This window comes from Marinobacter xiaoshiensis (assembly GCF_031631795.1).
Taxonomy (GTDB): Bacteria; Pseudomonadota; Gammaproteobacteria; order Pseudomonadales; family Oleiphilaceae; genus Marinobacter; species Marinobacter xiaoshiensis.
The window spans coordinates 1-17502 of sequence record NZ_JAVMBO010000010.1; the positions used below are offsets into that span (position 1 = coordinate 1).

Annotated in this window: 18 protein-coding genes, 2 tRNA genes and 1 riboswitch; of the genes, 11 read left to right on the forward strand and 9 right to left on the reverse strand. The window is 54.1% G+C overall.

Annotation, left to right across the window (positions count from 1 at the left end; genetic code table 11):
* Both RKA07_RS07545 and RKA07_RS07550 read left to right on the forward strand, forming a co-directional pair.
* A partial coding sequence (locus RKA07_RS07545) for a pyocin-S2/colicin E7-DNase domain-containing protein (RefSeq protein ID WP_494337473.1) occupies positions 1-398 on the forward strand: 398 nt, incomplete at its 5' end.
* A gap of 3 nt (positions 399-401) precedes the next feature.
* A complete protein-coding gene (locus RKA07_RS07550) occupies positions 402-659 on the forward strand; it encodes a bacteriocin immunity protein (protein WP_310966024.1) in 258 nt (85 codons plus the stop codon).
* A 503-nt stretch (positions 660-1162) separates the two neighbouring features.
* Here RKA07_RS07550 and RKA07_RS07555 read toward each other — a convergent pair.
* The 4 genes from RKA07_RS07555 to RKA07_RS07570 form a co-directional block, all read right to left on the reverse strand.
* Positions 1163-1236 (reverse strand) — tRNA-Cys (locus RKA07_RS07555).
* 63 nt (positions 1237-1299) lie between these two features.
* A tRNA-Gly gene (locus tag RKA07_RS07560) sits at positions 1300-1375 on the reverse strand.
* A gap of 113 nt (positions 1376-1488) precedes the next feature.
* The gene (locus tag RKA07_RS07565; protein WP_310966025.1) at positions 1489-4137 is read right to left on the reverse strand and encodes an AAA family ATPase; all 2649 of its coding nucleotides are present in this window, start codon (positions 4135-4137) and stop codon (positions 1489-1491) included.
* Positions 4134-5267, reverse strand: coding sequence for a metallophosphoesterase family protein (locus RKA07_RS07570; protein ID WP_310966026.1), 1134 nt, complete (start codon positions 5265-5267; stop codon positions 4134-4136). The genes RKA07_RS07565 and RKA07_RS07570 overlap by 4 nt, the downstream gene beginning before the upstream one ends.
* A 52-nt stretch (positions 5268-5319) precedes the next feature.
* Positions 5320-5417: riboswitch (TPP riboswitch) on the forward strand.
* Positions 5418-5484: 67 nt separating this feature from the next.
* On the opposite strand from RKA07_RS07570, the gene thiB reads away from it, so the two are divergent.
* Genes thiB through RKA07_RS07605 form a run of 7 tightly spaced genes read left to right on the forward strand, consistent with a single transcriptional unit; the run spans position 5485 to position 12452 of the window.
* Positions 5485-6489 carry a thiamine ABC transporter substrate binding subunit gene (gene thiB / locus RKA07_RS07575; protein ID WP_310966028.1) on the forward strand — a complete coding sequence of 335 codons (1005 nt, stop codon included), beginning with the start codon at positions 5485-5487 and terminating at the stop codon, positions 6487-6489.
* Between the two features lie 9 nt (positions 6490-6498).
* Complete coding sequence (gene thiP / locus RKA07_RS07580) at positions 6499-8223, forward strand: thiamine/thiamine pyrophosphate ABC transporter permease (protein ID WP_310966029.1); 1725 nt, start codon at positions 6499-6501, stop codon at positions 8221-8223.
* Positions 8216-8830 carry a thiamine ABC transporter ATP-binding protein gene (locus RKA07_RS07585; protein WP_200204763.1) on the forward strand — a complete coding sequence of 205 codons (615 nt, stop codon included), beginning with the start codon at positions 8216-8218 and terminating at the stop codon, positions 8828-8830. The genes thiP and RKA07_RS07585 overlap by 8 nt, the downstream gene beginning before the upstream one ends.
* 32 nt (positions 8831-8862) lie before the next feature.
* Positions 8863-10053 (forward strand): MlaE family ABC transporter permease, encoded by a 1191-nt coding sequence (locus RKA07_RS07590; protein ID WP_417539497.1) that lies wholly within the window; start codon positions 8863-8865, stop codon positions 10051-10053.
* Positions 10054-10056: 3 nt separating this feature from the next.
* Complete coding sequence (locus RKA07_RS07595; RefSeq protein ID WP_310966030.1) at positions 10057-10884, forward strand: ABC transporter ATP-binding protein; 828 nt, start codon at positions 10057-10059, stop codon at positions 10882-10884.
* 6 nt (positions 10885-10890) lie between these two features.
* Positions 10891-11829, forward strand: coding sequence for an MlaD family protein (locus RKA07_RS07600; protein ID WP_310966031.1), 939 nt, complete (start codon positions 10891-10893; stop codon positions 11827-11829).
* On the forward strand, positions 11826-12452 hold the full coding sequence (locus RKA07_RS07605) for an ABC-type transport auxiliary lipoprotein family protein (protein WP_200204766.1): 627 nt from the start codon (positions 11826-11828) through the stop codon (positions 12450-12452). Before RKA07_RS07600 ends, RKA07_RS07605 begins: the two co-directional genes overlap by 4 nt.
* Here RKA07_RS07605 and pgsA read toward each other — a convergent pair.
* The 4 genes from pgsA to RKA07_RS07625 all read right to left on the reverse strand — a co-directional run bounded on the left by pgsA (position 12449) and on the right by RKA07_RS07625 (position 15863).
* The gene (gene pgsA, locus RKA07_RS07610) at positions 12449-13000 is read right to left on the reverse strand and encodes a CDP-diacylglycerol--glycerol-3-phosphate 3-phosphatidyltransferase (RefSeq protein WP_200204790.1); all 552 of its coding nucleotides are present in this window, start codon (positions 12998-13000) and stop codon (positions 12449-12451) included. The two genes, RKA07_RS07605 and pgsA, sit on opposite strands and share 4 nt — an antisense overlap.
* Before the next feature lie 7 nt (positions 13001-13007).
* On the reverse strand, positions 13008-14870 hold the full coding sequence (gene uvrC, locus RKA07_RS07615; RefSeq protein WP_200204767.1) for an excinuclease ABC subunit UvrC: 1863 nt from the start codon (positions 14868-14870) through the stop codon (positions 13008-13010).
* A complete protein-coding gene (gene uvrY / locus RKA07_RS07620) occupies positions 14854-15513 on the reverse strand; it encodes a UvrY/SirA/GacA family response regulator transcription factor (RefSeq protein WP_200204768.1) in 660 nt (219 codons plus the stop codon). The genes uvrC and uvrY overlap by 17 nt, the downstream gene beginning before the upstream one ends.
* 98 nt (positions 15514-15611) lie before the next feature.
* Complete coding sequence (locus tag RKA07_RS07625; RefSeq protein ID WP_200371260.1) at positions 15612-15863, reverse strand: YheU family protein; 252 nt, start codon at positions 15861-15863, stop codon at positions 15612-15614.
* Between the two features lie 87 nt (positions 15864-15950).
* Here RKA07_RS07625 and RKA07_RS07630 point away from each other — a divergent pair, with 87 nt between their 5' ends.
* Together RKA07_RS07630 and RKA07_RS07635 are read left to right on the forward strand one after the other, a co-directional pair.
* Complete coding sequence (locus tag RKA07_RS07630) at positions 15951-16655, forward strand: AzlC family ABC transporter permease (protein WP_200204770.1); 705 nt, start codon at positions 15951-15953, stop codon at positions 16653-16655.
* A complete protein-coding gene (locus RKA07_RS07635) occupies positions 16648-16998 on the forward strand; it encodes a branched-chain amino acid transporter permease (RefSeq protein WP_200204771.1) in 351 nt (116 codons plus the stop codon). Before RKA07_RS07630 ends, RKA07_RS07635 begins: the two co-directional genes overlap by 8 nt.
* A gap of 9 nt (positions 16999-17007) precedes the next feature.
* Here the strand turns inward: RKA07_RS07635 and RKA07_RS07640 are convergent, their stop codons facing one another.
* A complete protein-coding gene (locus RKA07_RS07640; RefSeq protein WP_200204772.1) occupies positions 17008-17412 on the reverse strand; it encodes a DUF1330 domain-containing protein in 405 nt (134 codons plus the stop codon).
* Positions 17413-17502: the final 90 nt, after the last annotated feature.

Sequence of the window (17502 nt, forward strand, 5' to 3'; positions counted from 1 at the left end):
CTCGGGATGAACGAGGAGTCGTAACTGGAAATGGTGAAGATATTACCGGAATTTGGCTAGAGAGCGCTTCAAGAGATCTTGGAGCACCAATACCTACACAGATCGCAGACCGGCTTAGGGGGCGTGAATTTGCGAGTTTTGATCGCTTCCGAGAAGCTTTTTGGGTAGAGATCGCCAATGACCCTAAAGTTAGCAAACAATTCAACAGGCTAAATGTTGAGCGCATGCATGAAGGGCTCTCCCCTCGTGCACCCAAGAAAGATCATGCTGGGAAACGAAGATCATACGAGATTCATCATGTTGAGCGATTAATGGACGGTGGCTCGCTATACATGATTGAGAATTTAAGAATAAATACACCTAAGAACCACATAAGTTTACACAGCAAAGGGGGCTAAGTGTTGAATACGACTCGAATTGAAGACATTACTCGTGACGAGTTTCTACAATTAGTTAAGGACATATTTAACGTCTCCAAGAATCGCGACACCCACGATGAACTCATAGACCGATTCGAGGAGTTATCCCAGCATCCAGATGGCTCCGATCTGATGTTTTATCCGGAGAATCAAGAGGATTCAACGCCTGAGCGTATCGTAGAAATTGTTGAGCAGTGGCGTGATCGGAACGGGTTGCCTGGTTTTAGATCTGCATTGTGATCGGTGTTTAAAGGGGGGGATCTCTCTTTGCGCAATGCGGCCGAGCTTTAGAAATTGAATAAGTTCTGACGCCTTCAACACAACGGAATACGAAGCGGTTCTAAGCAGCCTTTACCCTCGCGGACGTCTTGTATCCAATACCGACAGTTTCTCCCACGCCACGGTTACCAGCTCTGGCGTGAACGGATTGCGGCCCTTCAGCTTGATCTCTGGCTCGGCCATGAGACTGACCAAGGGCGGGGAGATGGCACGCTGCACACAGAGGAAGAACTCTTGAGATGGTCGACTGACCAATGGCAGGGCGACACAAAGGTGTTAAGGAGACCGAAGCGATGCGGAAACATTACACTACCGCTTAATTCGCCCGCCGGAGCGTTCAAAATCGACGTTAAAATCACCGAGGGATACGGAGTAAAAGTGAAATCGATGTCGCCATTTTGTCGCCATTGATACGCCGGCTCTGACACCGAAAAGCTAAGCGACTGAAAACAAAAGGAAAATAATGGAGGCGCGGGTCGGAATCGAACCGGCGTACGCGGAGTTGCAGTCCGCTGCATGACCACTCTGCCACCGCGCCTAAAAAGATCGAAGGAATCGAGTCTTTGTGCTCTCAGGTTGGCATTGAGAGACTTGAGGAAATTGGAGCGGGAAACGAGATTCGAACTCGCGACCTCAACCTTGGCAAGGTTGCGCTCTACCAACTGAGCTATTCCCGCCTCAAGCTTATCGAAGCAATGCCCCGACAACGGATGCGTATTCTACGGATTACGGCCCTTTCGTCAATACCTTTTTTTAAGTTTTTGTTTTAACGGATGTTTTTGAGCGTTTTTTAACCAGAAACACTCTGAATCTTCAACGCTTCGAGGTCTCTTGGCTCAACGCCCAAATCCCGCCATTTTTCAGGATGACAGGTAAACAACAATATCTGGTGGCGTGTGGCTGCGTCAAACAGGATGCGTTTCATGCCATCCAGGCGCCCTGTGTCGCTGTGTACAAGGGTGTCATCCAGAATGATCAGCGTGGGTCGCCCTGCTTCCTGCAGCAGGTCTGCATAGGCCAGGCGGCTGATAAGACCCATCTGTTCTCTGGCGCCAAAGCTAAGCTCGGCCATTTGCCCCAGCTCGCTGCCTCGGCTGAACTTACCGGGCATCAGGTTTTCGTCTACTTCCAGGCTGGCTTCGGGGAACAGAACGGTCAGGTAATGATCCAGATGTTTCTGCAGCGGCGCCTGCAAACGGCGTGTGAGTGCCTGTCGTTTCTCGATTAACAGGTTCAGAAGCAAGTCCAACGCTTTTGCTCGCCTATCGAGTTCCAGATATCGCCGGTTGACGTGTTCCAACTCGGCAACCAGTTCGTTATGTTTCTCTTCAAGTCCCTCCGCACCCCAGGCTTCCAGTCTTGCACGGATTTCACTCAGTTCCAGGGCCCGCTTCTGCTGGGCAGCTTCCTGGTGCTCGGCAGTAGCGCGGTAGCGCACTATGTCTTGCTTCAAAAGCTCTGGGCGAGCTTCTCGAATCAGGGTTTCACGGTCTTTCAAGGAGGCTTCGAGTTCTGTATTTTGCTTTTCCGCAGTAGCAATATCGCGGGCTATGCCTTCTATCTGTGATTGGCGCTCTGGGCTGTTCAACTCACCCTGCATGCGTTGCCATTCCCGCATTGCCGTTTCGCTAACGTAGCGGGCTTTATGCAGCAGGCCTTCCTGATTCCTCTGCCCGGTCTCCGCTTCTGTTAGCCGCGCTTCCGCTTGCTTTAGCTCCGCCTCAGCTTGGCTGAGCGGCTTGGCATCACCACCCGTCGCCTCAACTTGTGGCAGGGCTTCAAGCTCAGTGGTTCGGGCGAGCAATTCGGACTCAATCTCGGATCGGTCAGAGCCAAGCTGGTCGACGCCTTTGGGCGCCAGGGATTTCAGAAGGTCATCGAAACGCTGTATCTGTGCCTCAGCATCTTGCAGTCGCGTCAGCTTCAACTCTGCCGCCTCAACGGACTCAACTGCCAGCTCTGCGAGCTGCTGCGACACCGTTTGTCCCAACCGCTCAAGCTGTCGTCGGAGGCTGGCAAGATCATTGCCACCGGGCTGAATGCCAAGGTCACCTACACCTGGAATCGCGAGAACACCTTGTTCCAGCAGCAGCTTCTCACCCTGCCCCTCAACGCTCTGCCCATCCAGATCCAGTGATGCGCCTGGCTTCAGGTTCCAGGTAACACGGGTGGCTACGGTCTGGATTCGAATATTCGCATCATCAAGTTCACGTTGATTCTTCTTTAGTTCTCGTAATGCGCCGATATCTATGAGGTTTATCTTTCTAGTATTTCGTGCTGAGTCCAGCGAAACCTGAATGCCTTTGGCCTCTTCCTGGCGTTGTTTCAGTTGCGCCAGATCCGCTTTCAGTCTGGCGCAGTCCTTCTCCAGGCGCTCCCGTTTATCTCTGAGATGGGCCTGCTGCACGGTTTGATTGGCAAGCTGGTATTGGCTGCGTGCAGCCTCAACCTGCTTAACCAACTCAGGGCTGGCGAGCTCTTCCTTTTCCAGTTGTTGCTTGGCCTTCAGGTAGTTCTGATGGCGTAACTCAAGTTGTTCATTTTGGTTACGCCAGTGAATCTGGCTTTGCTGAAGCAGGGAGAGGTTTTGCTGAATCTGTTTTTGCGACTCGATTCCCCGAGCTTGTTGCTCCTGCAGCGCCTCAACTTCACGGTATTTTGCTTCTGCGAGCTGCATCTCGCGCCGGGCCTCTTCCCATGGGCGTTCGCGATTGGCCTGTTCATGCTCTGCGGCCAGGGTTCCCAAACGATCCACTTGAGCCTTGTACTGCTCAACCCGTGACTTCAAATCCCTCACCTGCAGTTGCAGTGCCTCCCGGGTATTCGCTAGTTCAAGATAGTCGCCTCTTGGCTTCCCGGTTGATGTCAGTAGCTCTTTGCGCTGCTGCTCCACGGCCTGGATAATTTCATCACCGCCACTGCTGGCGACTTCACCTACCAGGTTGTTCAATGCGGATTTCAGGTGTCCACCGGCGTGCAATACCGCGTTCTCAATGTTTTGCCCGGTCCCCTGCTCAACCCAAAGCAAACCGGGGATTCCCCAGTGCTCCTCTTTACTGGCGCCTTTTTTGGGGAACTGATAGCCCAGCAACTCGGCCAGCTTTTCTTCGGCTTCTTCGCCGCTGAAAGTTTCGTCATCTACCTTCAGATCACATCGATGACGTTTAAGGAAACGCTTGTCCAGTTGCCAGTGCTTACCCCCGTGCTCAAATATCAGCTCAACGGTCGGGGCAGCGGATGAATCGCCCCACGGGGCCAGTTCCTCAGCGGATTTGGACCGATAACGATCAAAGAAGGCGGCACGGATGGCGCGGACCAGGGTGCTCTTACCGGATTCGTTGGGGCCGTGAATCAGGTTAATACCTGGCTGCAGGCTATCCAGCTCCAGGCCTTGCCTGAATTGGCGAAACTGCTCAACACGTAAACGCTGGAGTTTCATTGGGCCACCTCCGCGTCTTTTGGTTTGAGCAGGCCTGCAAGAATGCCGAGCGCATCCCGTGCTACGGCAGCCTCCTCACCCTCTTCAGTCGCCTGCTGGCTCTCCCTTAGCTCTTGAACCACTTCTCCGAGATACCCGTCTGCATGCAGTTCGGCAATATCCTCCTCAGTGGGCTCCAGCTGCAAGCCGCTTCGATCACAGGTAACGCTGCGGTAGCGAGCTTCTGCTATCGAAAGTACTTCCGTCAGTTTTTGATCGCCGGCCAGCGTGAGTGTGCCGCTAAGTTTCAAATCCAGAACCGAAGCCTCGGGCAATTTGCCTATGCGAATCAGTAGTTCGTCCAGATCGGATGGCACAGATAGAGTCTCCAGCCACTGGTGCCATTGATAGCGGGCGGTTTCATGGCGGGTCACTTGAGGTGTCGCCCCCGGACTTTCAATATCAACAATCAGCACATACCCGGCATCGTTATTGCGAAAACGCTCAGGTTCAGGCGTGCCGCTGTACCAGGTTCGCTCGTTTATTTGCTTAACGCCGTGCCAGTCGCCCAAGGCCAGGTAATCCAAATTAGCTGTGGTGGTTCTGTCGGGGGCGATGGGGTTGGTTGAATCAATTTCGTCCGGCAGCAAGCCTTGAACGCTGCCGTGGGCCAAACCTATGCGGAGCAAATCAGGTGCGGTTTCCATTTCGGCAAAAGGCTGGGTCAGGTCGCCATAGGTGTGTCGCTGGGTAAGAGGCGCCGACAGCACAGCGATACCCTGGTCCAGCAAAGATGTAACTCCGGATTCAAGTGCAAGGTAAACGTTCTGTGGAACGGCTCCCAACCGCTTTGCCCGAGACCATACACTCTCTGCAAGTGCCGCATCGTGGTTGCCTGGCAGCATTACCCAAGGGCCCTTAAAGCCACTGGTGGCATTAAACACGCGTCTGATGGTGCGATCAGATACTGTTTGAGCATCGAACACATCACCTGCAACCAATACCGCGTCGCACTGGTGTTCAGTGGCCAGCGCCGCCAGCCGCTCGATGGCTTCATATCGTGCCTCAACCAATGCAGCGCCATCTTCGGCGTCAAACCGGCTGTAGGTTCGGCCCATTTGCCAATCTGCTGTATGTAAAAACTTTGGCACCTGCGTTCTCCTTGCCTCTTACCATTGCCAACCGCCAGCATGGTACACTTTATTCAACTCAACGGGGTGCCGGGCAAATGCCGGGCTGAGACCATACCCGCGGAACCTGATCCGGATTATGCCGGCGAAGGGATTGAGCACTCACCACCCTCGGTGGGGCCCGCAACATGGCTGCCAATTATGGCCACCCTTAACTTGTTGCGGAGGTTATACCACCATGCTCATCCGAGCGTTTGCACTGTTTCTGCTTGCTTTGGCGTTTGCGCCTGCACACGCCCAAAAGGCAGCCATCCTTACTGTGTATACCCACCCCTCTTTCGCCGCAGAATGGGGCCCGGGGCCAGCCGTTAAAGAAGCCTTTGAGCAAACCTGCAACTGCCAGATCAACTATGTGGTGCTGGACAGCGGTGGTGACATTCTCCAACGCCTGCGCCTTGAGGGCAAAAGCACTCAGGCCGATGTGGTGCTGGGCCTGGACACCGCCACCATGGAAACAACTCGACAAACAGGCTTGTTGGCAAACCACGAAACCGATCTTTCAGCCCTGAACCTGCCCATCAACTGGCAAGACCCGGTGTTTGTACCTTACGACTGGGGCTACTTTGCGTTCGTTTACGATACCGAACAACTGCCTAATCCACCAAAAAGTCTGAACGCGCTGATCGCAGCCCCTGACGACCTGAAGATCATCATCCAGGACCCAAGAACCAGCACCCCCGGCCTTGGATTGCTGCTCTGGATGCGCCATGTATACGGCGACCAGGCGGCTGAAAAGTGGCAGCAACTCAACGGCAAGATTCTCACCACAACCAAAAGCTGGAGCGACGGCTATTTTTCGCTGTTCATGAATGGCGAAGCGCCGATGATTCTTTCCTATAGCACCTCCCCGGCTTACCACATGGCCGTAGATAAAACAGATCGATACCAGGCCGCTCAGTTCGAAGAGGGTCACTATCTGCAAGTTGAAGTGGCTGCCTTGGTTGATTCATCCGATCAGAAAAAACTCGGGCGTGAATTTCTCGACTTTATGCTGAGCGCGAGTTTTCAAAGGCACATTCCCCTTAAAAACGTGATGTACCCGGCTACCGATTTGGGCGATGAATTGCCATCCGTTTTCGACAAGCTGATTCAGCCAGAAGAAGCGCTGTATTTTGACCCCAAAACCGTAACCGATAACCGCCGCCAATGGATGAACGAGTGGCTGGATGCCATGACACGGTAATCAAGGCCCATGAGCAGCCTCGCTAAGCGCCAGCAACACGCGTTACCTTCGCACTCGACACCCGGGCGGCCTGCACCTTTCAGCCGCCCCGGGTGGCAGCTCTGGCCCGGGCTTACGATCGCCAGTGCGCTGGTGCTGCTTTCGGTGGCGGGGCTGGCAGCCCTTATCTGGGAGGCTTCACTACCGGATATCAGCCAACTCTGGCAAAGCCGCTATTTGCGCACCGTGGTTACCTTTACGATTTGGCAGGCGTTTCTTTCTGTTTTACTCAGTCTTCTTGTGGCTATTCCGATTGCCAGAATCCTCGCCAGACAACCTGCGTTTCCGGGGCGTGCTGTTCTGCTGCGGTTGATGGAGCTGAGCCTGGTGCTTCCCTCGATTGTTGCAGTGTCTGGATTGGTTAGCGTGTACGGGCGCCAAGGTTGGTTCACCGGCTTTGCCCATGACTGGCTTGGCGCATCATGGAACCTCTACGGCATCAACGGCATTGTGTTGGCCCATGTGTTTTTCAACGCGCCGCTGGCCGCACGGATTCTGTTGCAGGCAATTGAAGGTGCACCCCCATCGCAACTCAGGGTTGCCGCCCAGCTCGGGCTTGGGCGCTGGTGGTATTGGCGAGCGGTGGAGTGGCCTGCCATCAAGCCTGTCTTGTCTGGCGTTGCGGCACTGGTATTCACACTGTGCTTTACCAGCTTTGCCATAGTGATGACCTTGGGCGGCGGGCCAGCGGCAACCACCATTGAAGTTGCGATCTACCAGTCTTTGCGATTCGAATTCGATTCCGGCCAAGCTGCTCTTCTTGCCATGGTTCAGCTTATTATTTGCGGGTTCCTTTGGTGGCTGGCAGCCCGCCGCGGGCTTACGGCTTCTCTACTGCCGGACAGGCGCGTTGCGTCGCACCGAACCAAAGCAGGCAGTTCCCTCCATGCGCGCTTGGCAGATGGCACCGTCCTCGGATTGTTTGTGCTCTTTCTGGTAATGCCGCTGTTGGCCATTTTAATTAGAGGCCTTCCCGGTATGGGCAGCGCTTTCTTTCCGCAAGGCAGCTTCTCGGTCAATCCAGCTTTACTTGACGCCACAGTGAGAAGCCTGGCAATCGCCCTGCCCGCCGGGTTGATGTCTGTATGCGCTGCTCTACTAATGCTGGCTTCGGGATCGGTATCGAAGAGACCTGCAATCACTCAGCTAACCGATGTGGCAGCGTATTTGCCTTTGATGATTCCACCGCTGGTTCTCGGCACAGGCCTGTTTCTGCTGTTCCGACCCAGCCTTGGCAGTTCAAGTGAAGGGTTGGTGCTGGTTACGCTAATCAACGCGATGATGGCTCTGCCCTTTGTATTGCAGATGCTCAAAGGCCCACTGGGGAGCCTCGACTCCGCCAGCCGCCAGCAAGCAGATCAGCTTGGCGTGCTGGGCTGGTATCGCTGGCGATGGCTGCACTGGCCAAGAATGCGCAAGCCATTGGCTTTAGCCATGGCCTACGGCACAGGCTTATCGCTGGGTGATTTCGGGGTTATTGCGCTGTTCGGCACACCGGGCCAGCCTACCCTGCCAGTGCTGCTGTATCAGCAGCTTGGCAGTTACCGAATGGATGCCGCGGCCGCCACCGGGCTCTGGCTTGTGCTGCTTTTGCTCGTGCTGTTTAGCGTTTTTAACAGGCTGGGATCGCCGTTACACCAAACCGGTTTGGTAACCAAATCACCCAGAAGTGTTCCGGAGCCTGAACATGCTTGAAGTAAGGAATCTGGTATTTTCATACCCGGACCAGGAATCTCCCTGGAATTTTCATTTCACCGTGGAGCCAGGGCAATGCATTGCGATTCACGGCGCCAGCGGATCGGGCAAATCCACACTGATGAACCTGCTGGCAGGTTTTCTTGAGCCACAATCCGGCGACATCCTTTGGCAGGATGAAAGCCTGCGCCAACAGGCACCCTGGCAACGACCATTCACCAGCGTGTTCCAGGAGCACAACCTGTTTGAACACCTCAATGTTGAGACGAATATCGGCCTTGGCATCCACCCCGGGCTAAAACTCACACCTGAGAACCAACAGGCTATCGAGCAGGGACTGGACAGCGTTGGTCTTGAAGGCTTTGGCAAGCGTTTACCCGGAGACCTTTCTGGCGGCCAGCGACAGCGTGTTGCCTTATTACGGGCGCTGCTGCGCAAAAAGCCAATACTGCTTCTTGATGAGCCACTTACGGGCCTGGACAGCGAAGCACGGGATCTTCTTCGACAATTGCTGCTAGATGAGAAAGCTCGGGGTACACTCATTGTGCTCGCCAGCCATGATAAGGAAGACCGCCAGTTACTGGCAGATAGCGTTCACAGACTCTAAGCTAGTAAGCTAATAAACCAACCTTTGGAATTCTGACACCCGTGCCCATCAGTGCCAGCTCCCCGGAACACGAAAAACCCTCATTGAATCACCGTCAGCCAGGATCTCTGACGAGTGAACATGGCAACTTGGTTATTCAGGGCGACTGGACTCTGGCCGACTATAAAGCACTCAAAAAGCGTGTTGAGGCGAATTCCGACCAACAGTGGGCCGCTGAGCGCATAGACCTGAAAGGTCTGGGGAAAGTTGATACGGCCGGCGCATCGCTTCTGACCACCCTGCTTGGGCCGGACACCCTCATTTCGCTGACTGAACAGGATGGTAACACCCCGACAACCCTGCCTCAGGAACAAAGCGCACTGCTGCAAGCAGTGGCGAATGCAATGCGAGAAGAGCCATCCCCTGAGCCTGAAGGTCTTACGCCAGTTGCTGAGTTTCTGACCGAAACTGGCAAGAGAGTTGCTGCCGTTTGGCATCTTGCCTACTTGTTGTCCGGGTTTGTCGGCCAGATTATCGCAATGCTGGTGTATATCCTGCCACGACCCAAACGCTGGCGTATCACGCCGTTTGTCGCAGCAATTCAGGCTACCGGCCTCAACGCGCTACCTATCGTTGCCCTGCTCACCTTTCTGGTTGGCGCCGTGGTTGCCTTTTTAGGTGCCACGGTTTTGAAGGACTTTGGCGCGACAATCTATACGGTCAATTTGGTGGCCTTCTCATTTTTTCGGGAGTTTGGTGTGTTGCTTGCGGCCATTTTGCTTGCAGGCCGAACGGCCAGCGCCTTCACTGCACAAATCGGTGCCATGAAAGTAAACGAGGAGCTGGATGCCATCCGCACTCTGGGGCTGGACCCGGTTGAATTGCTCGTCATTCCGCGAGTTCTGGCGATGATGGTCAGCCTGCCGATTCTGACCTTCGTGGGCATTATCTCCGGTCTTGTTGGCGGTGGCATGGTCTGCGCTCTTGCTCTGGACATTACTCCAACTCAATTCATGGCGATTGTAGAGCGGGACATTGCGCTAAAGCACTTTCTTGTAGGTATGTCGAAAGCGCCCATTTTTGCCTTTTTGATCGCGGCTATCGGCTGCCTTGAAGGATTCAAAGTGGGCGGCAGCGCTCAGTCCGTTGGCGTGCACACCACGTCTGCTGTAGTGCAGTCGATTTTTATGGTTATTCTTCTTGATGCGGTGGCTGCACTTTTCTTCATGGAAATGGGCTGGTAAACCATGGCAGAGCAGACCATTCACGCAGCCAACACTCGCCCAGCGTCCGTTATTGAAGTGCGCGGGCTTGATAACCGCTTTGGTAGTCATGTAGTCCACAAAAACCTGGATCTGGATCTCGTCAAAGGTGAAATCCTGGGTGTTGTAGGCGGTTCAGGAACGGGCAAGTCGGTGCTCCTGAGAAGCATAGTGGGCCTCCTCAAACCTTCAGCCGGCCGTATAAGGGTTTTCGGGAAAGATCTCGATGAACTGAGCGCTGCAGAACGCTCGCAAACCGAGCAGCGCTTTGGCGTTCTGTTTCAAAGAGGCGCGCTGTTCACCTCATTGAATCTGCTTCAGAATATTTCACTGCCATTAATTGAGCACTGCGACTTGTCCCGCCCGGATGCGGAAGAGCTTGCCCACATGAAACTTGCTCTTACGGGCTTGCCAGCAGACTCCGCCCTAAAATACCCGTCAGAACTCTCGGGCGGCATGGTCAAACGCGCTGCCTTGGCGCGGGCGCTGGCAATGGACCCGGAAGTTCTGTTTCTGGATGAACCAACCGCCGGGCTCGACCCTATTGGCGCTGCAGCATTTGACAAGCTGATCGTTACCCTTCGGGATGCTCTGGGGCTGACTGTGTTTTTGGTCACCCACGATCTGGATACTTTGTATACAACCTGCGATCGGGTGGCAGTGCTGTCACAAAAGAAGGTTCTGGTTGCAGACTCCATCGAAAACGTCGCTGCAACAGACGATGCATGGATTCAGAATTATTTTCAGGGCCCCCGCGGGCGGGCCGCCAGTTACGCATTCCGCGCTCAAGATACGAGACGGTTACCGGAGTAAGAGGCTATGGAACCAAAAGCACACCATCTTATTATTGGGCTTTTTACGCTCACTGCGGTGCTGGCGGCCTTATTGTTCGCATTGTGGCTGGTCAAGTCCTCTGCAGACCGCGAATGGTCCTATTACGAAATCGTGTTTGACCAGGCCGTGGGCGGTCTCGCCAAAGGCAACCCGGTTCTTTACAGTGGCGTTGCTGTGGGCGATGTACTGGAACTGAAACTCGACCCGGACAACCCCGGCCACGTGCGAGTTCTGGTGCGGGTTGAACAGACTGTTCCCGTACGGAAAAACACCCGTGCGGGCTTGGTGCTGGCTAATATTGCAGGCAGCATGAGCGTTCAGTTCAGCGGTGGCACCAAGGATAGCCCAGTGTTGACGGGCACCCGAACTGATCCGGCGCAGATTACTGCCGAACCTTCAGCGTTTAAAAGCCTACTGACCAATGGCGAGGTCCTTTTGACAAAGGCAGAGCAACTGCTGACCAGCGCGAACACCTTGCTCTCAAAGGAAAACACCGAGAACCTGACAGCGATTTTCCGCAACACCCGCGAAGCGAGTGAATCCTTACTGGACAGCCGTGAACAGTTGACGGCCCTTCTCGAACGTATGGATGATGCCAGTCAACGTGCCGCTGAAGCTGCATCAAAAGTATCCAAGGTTTCGGATAACGCCAACGCCCTGCTGCAAAACGAGACAAGATCGGTATTAAGCAGCATGGGTTCAGCCATGACCCGTGTTCAGGAAGCGGTTGTTCGTATCGACGACCTAACCCGGAAAAACGAAGGTGCTCTGGATTCAGGGCTCCAGGGAATGGGCGAATTAGCACCGGCACTGAGAGAACTTCGTGGCACCCTTAGAAACCTGAACCAATTTACCCGTCGTTTGGAAGAAGACCCCAGAGGCACTCTCTTGGGCGCCCCAACGATCAAGGAGGTATCACAGTGAGCCGTTTAGCGATCAAGGGTTTAAAGGCTGCGGGTGTCGCGTTTGTAATTTCTGGCTCAATGGCCGCTTGCACGGTATTCCCGGTACCTGAAGCGCCCAGAGTGATGGATTTCCCAACCCCTCTTAAACCCGACAGCAACGCCATCAGCAGATCCAAAAGCCTGAGGATTGATATGCCGGTAGCATCTGACCCGTACAACAGCTCACGGATTCTGGCAAAACCTCAGCCGTGGGAGTTCAGAGTGTATGGCGGAGTGCGGTGGCGAGATACGGTACCGGTTCTGGTAAGGGACATGTTGGCAGGCGCTTTCAGAGCCAGCGCAAGCTTTCAGCATGTGGTCATGGATCCTGCCCCAGGCAGTGCTGACTTGAGCCTTTCTACAGAAATTAACGCCTTTCATGCGATCAATCAGGGAGACAGTACTCGGGTAACCGTATCGGTTTACGGGCAGCTGGTTAATAACCGTTCACAGGGGATTCTGTGCTCAAGGAGCTTCACCGTGTCTACACCCGCGGAGGACACGAGCATTGATGCGGTAGTACTGGCCTTTGGCAACGCAGGAGAACAACTTGCAGATGAGCTTATTGCCTGGGCAACAAGCTGTGAAGCGACTCCGAGCTAACCCTTCTCGGGGAACAGGTCTGGCCAGGCCGCTTTGATATACAACCCCATAGACCAGAGCGTTAAAATGGCGGCAATATACAATAACCCCACGGCAATTTCGGATAGAAGTTGGCCGGGGGGAAACGCCAGCAAGCCCACAATCGACGCCATCTGCGCGGTGGTTTTAATCTTACCGATGTAAGACACGGCAACACTTGCCCGGCTGCCGATTTCAGCCATCCATTCCCGCAATGCGGAAATCACGATTTCACGGCAGATAATTACAGTGGCTGGAATGGTCAGTAGAATTGCCGAGTATTCCTGAATCAACATCGCCAGAGCCACAGCCACCATCAATTTATCAGCAACCGGGTCGAGAAAAGCCCCGAACGGTGTGCTCTGGTCAAGCTTGCGAGCCAGATAGCCATCCAGCCAGTCCGTTGCCGCCGCCAGCCCAAAAATCGCCGCACTTGCCATATAACTCCAGTGCATGGGGAGATAGAACACCGCCACAAAGACCGGAATCATAATGATGCGGGAGAGTGTGAGCAGGTTTGGTAAGTTCATACGGTTGTTACTCGTCATGCAATGCTGCGTATATGTTTTCAGCCAGTGATTTACTGATGCCCTGAACCTTGGTCATCTCGTCTACACTGGCTTTGCGAAGTTCCTGTATTCCACCAAAATAACGAATCAGCTCCCGGCGCCTTTTGGGACCAATCCCTTCAATACCTTCAAGTGTAGACTGGCGGCGCTTTTTATCGCGTCCTGCCCTGTGTCCGCTGATGGCGAAGCGGTGAGATTCATCCCGGATGTGCTGAATCAAATGCAAAGCCGGTGAATCAGCAGGCACACGAAACACGTCACCGGTCATCGCATCGATCAACTGCTCCATACCTGCGCGCCGGGTAACACCCTTGGCCACGCCAATAAGGGGAATATCAGAAACCCCAAGTTCATCAAATACTTCCCGGGCAATATTCAATTGCCCCTTACCGCCATCAATAAACACAAGGTCCGGGCGCTTGCCCTCACCTGCAACCATTCGGCGGTACCGTCGAGTCAGAACCTGGCGCATGGCATCGTAATCGTCTCCTGCCTTCACGCCCTCGATATTATACAGTCGGTAATCACTTTTAAGGGGACCATTCTCATCGAAAACAACACAGGATGCGACGGTGTTTTCGCCGTGGCTGTGGCTAATATCAAAACACTCCATCCGCGAAGGCGTTTCCGCCAGCTCCAGCATGTCTCGCAGGGCCAGCAAACGACGATAAACGGTTTCCTTGCTGGCGATATGGGTAAGCAGTGTTTGCCGGGCATTGGTCATCGCCAACTCCAGCCAGCGCCGCCGCTCCCCGCGAACATTACCACGAATGCGGGTTTCCCGATTGGCTGCATCAGAAAGCGCCTGAGCGAGCAACTCCTGGCCGTCAACATCAACCGGAACCAGCACATCTTTTGGAATCTCGCGGCGCGTGTTGCCACCGAAGTAGTACTGGCCCAGAAACGCACTTAACAACTCGCCTTCTGATTGCTCAAGAGAATAGCGGGGAAAGTAATCCTTGGTTCCCAAAACCCTGCCACCACGCACAATAATGACCACGATACACACAACACCGGCATCCTGCGCAATGGCAACCACATCCGCATCCCCGCCTTCGCCATCCACCGACTGCTGTTCCTGTACATGACGCAGATGATTGATCTGGTCACGGTAGGCAGCGGCCTTTTCAAACTCGAGGTTTTTGGCAGCCTTTTCCATGGCATCCATCAGGTCACGAATAATGGCGGGGTTCTTGCCTTCGAGAAACATGGTGGCGTGGCGGATATCCTGGAGGTAGTCCTCTGGCGAAATATATCCAACGCACGGCGCCGTACATCGATTGATCTGATACTGCAGACAGGGGCGCGATCTGTTCTGAAAATAGCTTTCACTACAGGATCTTATCCGGAAGACCTTCTGCAATACATTAAGACTTTCCTTGACGGCACCCGAGCTCGGAAACGGCCCATACCAGGTGCCTCCACCCTTTTTGGTGCGCCCACGCCGAAAGGTCAGCGAGGGATAATCACTGTGGGCAGACACGTAAATGTAGGGGTAGGATTTATCATCCCGAAGCAGGATGTTGTATGGCGGGCGCAGAGACTTGATCAGGTTCTGCTCTAACAGTAGAGCTTCTGTCTCACTTCCGGTAATAGTGACTTCAATGGAGGCAATCTTTGCGACCAGGGCTTCCGTTTTGGGCGCCAGGCCAGTCTTCCGAAAATAGCTGCTGACCCGCTTCTTCAGATTTCCGGCCTTACCCACATACAGCACCGAGCCACCGTCGTCGTACATTCGGTAGACGCCAGGTCGCTCGGTTAGCTGTTTCAGGAAGTGCTTGCTGTCAAACCCCTCGCTGCTTTCACCGGTGGAATCAGACCTTGTGGGCATCGAGCAACCCGAGCCGTACTGCCATCAGGGCCAACTCAACGTCGCTGGAGATCTCCAGCTTTTCGAAAATCCGGTAACGATAGCTGTTAACAGTTTTCGGGCTAAGGCAGAGTTTGTCTGAAATGTCCTGCACTTTCTGGCAGTCCACTACCATCATGGCTATCTGCATCTCGCGCTCAGACAGGCGATCAAACATGGATAGCTCGCCTTCCTCTTCCTTGTCGCCACCCAGCTGTTTGAGGGCCATTTTCTGAGCTATTTCGGGGCTGATATAGCGCTGGCCCGAGTGGGCCATACGAATGGCACGAACCATTTCCCGGATATCCGCACCTTTGGTGATGTAAGCGGAGGCTCCGCTTTGCATTACGCGAGCTGGATAAGGGTCGTCGGCACAGGCGGTTACCACGATCACACGAATAGAGTCATCGATTCGCAGGATGCGCCTGGTAGCTTCCAGGCCGCCAATGCCAGGCATCCGGATGTCCATCAATACGATATCCGGGCGTTCTTTACGCACGAATTCTATGGCGTCTTCTCCGGATGGAGATTGACCAATAACATCAATATCGGGATTGTCCGCGAGCATCCGGGTTATCCCGGAACGAACCAGCTCATGGTCATCTACAACCAATACCCTGATCAAATTTCACCTCGCAAACCGCTTCAAAGAACTGCGCGATTGTACCGGTTACGGTCGCCCCCGGGTAGGTGCAAACCGAAATACTCTTCGAGGTTGAGCACTCATTCCGGTACGCCAAGCCCGGCAGTGTTCTCTACCGGATCAAACCAAACCACCAGATCTCCCCTCTTGATTGCCGCCTGCACGCCGCTCAGTTCTGCCAAGGGGTTTTCGTTATCATTTAGACCATGGTAGCGAGTACAGTACTCTTCTGCCAAGCCAAGCAACTGATCCTCGGTCAACAACTCCTTGTCTACAATGAACTTTTCCTCGCGAGGATCGGATTGTGACTGGTGCCCGGTTTCATGATTCATAGTATCTCCTGTACGGGCCACTATACCCACTTTCAAAATTCGGATCGATTCTCTATCATCCTTCACTTTCAGAATGTTTGGATGCTAATGAACTCTCTGGTTTTTCGCCTCACACTACCAATCCTGTTCGGCTACCTCCCATTGGGCATGGCTTTCGGGGTGCTGTTCACAACTCAGCTCGACTACGCATGGTGGGCAGCACCGCTCATGGGCGTAGTAATCTACGCTGGGGCCGGCCAGATTCTCGCGGTCAGCCTGTTAGCGGCGAGCGCCGGCTTGCTGGAAGTATTCATCGCTATGTTTGTACTCAACGCCCGCCATCTTTTCTATGGCCTGTCTCTGCTCGGGCAGTTCCGAGGGGCCGGCTGGCGCAAGCTCTATCTTATTTTTGGCCTTACCGATGAAACCTACTCACTTCTCACCAGCCGGGCGCGCACTCAGGATAGACTTCATGAGCTGGACGTGGATTTCCGTATAACGGCCTTCAATCAGGTTTACTGGGTGATTGGCTGCACTCTGGGGGCGCTTCTGGGTCGTAACGTGGCGTTCGACAGCACAGGAATCGAGTTTGCACTTGTGGCGCTATTTATCGTACTCACAATTGAACAGTTCAAAGCCTTGGGGGATGCGTTTCCGGTGTGGGCTGGCGCAGCAGCTGCCGGTGTTGCCATGATCCTGCTACCACCGGCGCATCAGCTAATTGGCGCTATAGCCATAGTGACTGCTGTGCTACTGCTGCAGTACCGGCACCTGCGCACCAAATCCATCGCGGAGGGCCACAGTCATGTCTGATACAGTGTATCTGGCGGCATTTGTGGCTGTTGCTGCAATCGCAACCTTCGCAACCAGAATCATACCGTTTCTGTTTTTTGAACGTCATACCGAGCATCCACTCATCAAGCACCTGGGGCGATACTTACCGGCGGCAGTTATGGCTTTGCTGGCGACTGTGTTTTTGCAGCGTTCAGGGGATTGGTCAGCCACAGTGCCCGGGCTTGATGCCATTCTGGCGGGAATGCTTGTGGTGATTATTCATCTCTGGCGCCGCAATGCCCTACTTTCTATCGCTGCAGGCACAGCGGCATACATGCTGATACGACAGACTGGCATACTGGATTCAGGGCTCGCGGGCTGAAGTATTGCCTCAGCGCTGACCTTCCAGATTGGCAACCAGTCTCGAATCACTCAAAGCAGCGGTGCGATGTTTAACCACACCCTTGTATTCAGAGCTTTGAATCATTGCCATAAATGCGTCAATTGACGGATAACGCACGAGCAGCACTTGATCCCAGGATTCATCAGGCGGTGCAATAAGAGAACCAACACTACGACCAGACCAGATAACTTCGGCACCCACAGCGCTCACGCACGCAGCCGCTTCCTGCATATAAAGCTGGTATGCCTCTCGACCGCTTCGCTCACCGGATTCATCGACATAACTTGCTTTGTCGCGAAACCGTAGCAGGTTCAGCATTACCACTGGCTGGTCTTTGGGCGTATCAGCCAGAACCTTCTTCAGCTGTTCCGGCGTAGGATTAACGGCGTTCATGCTGGGCCTTTTTGATGTTATCGGTTGCACCATACTATAGCCCACCCTTTACGGGCTTCGGCAAGTGATTTCATTACCGTTCCGTCAGAT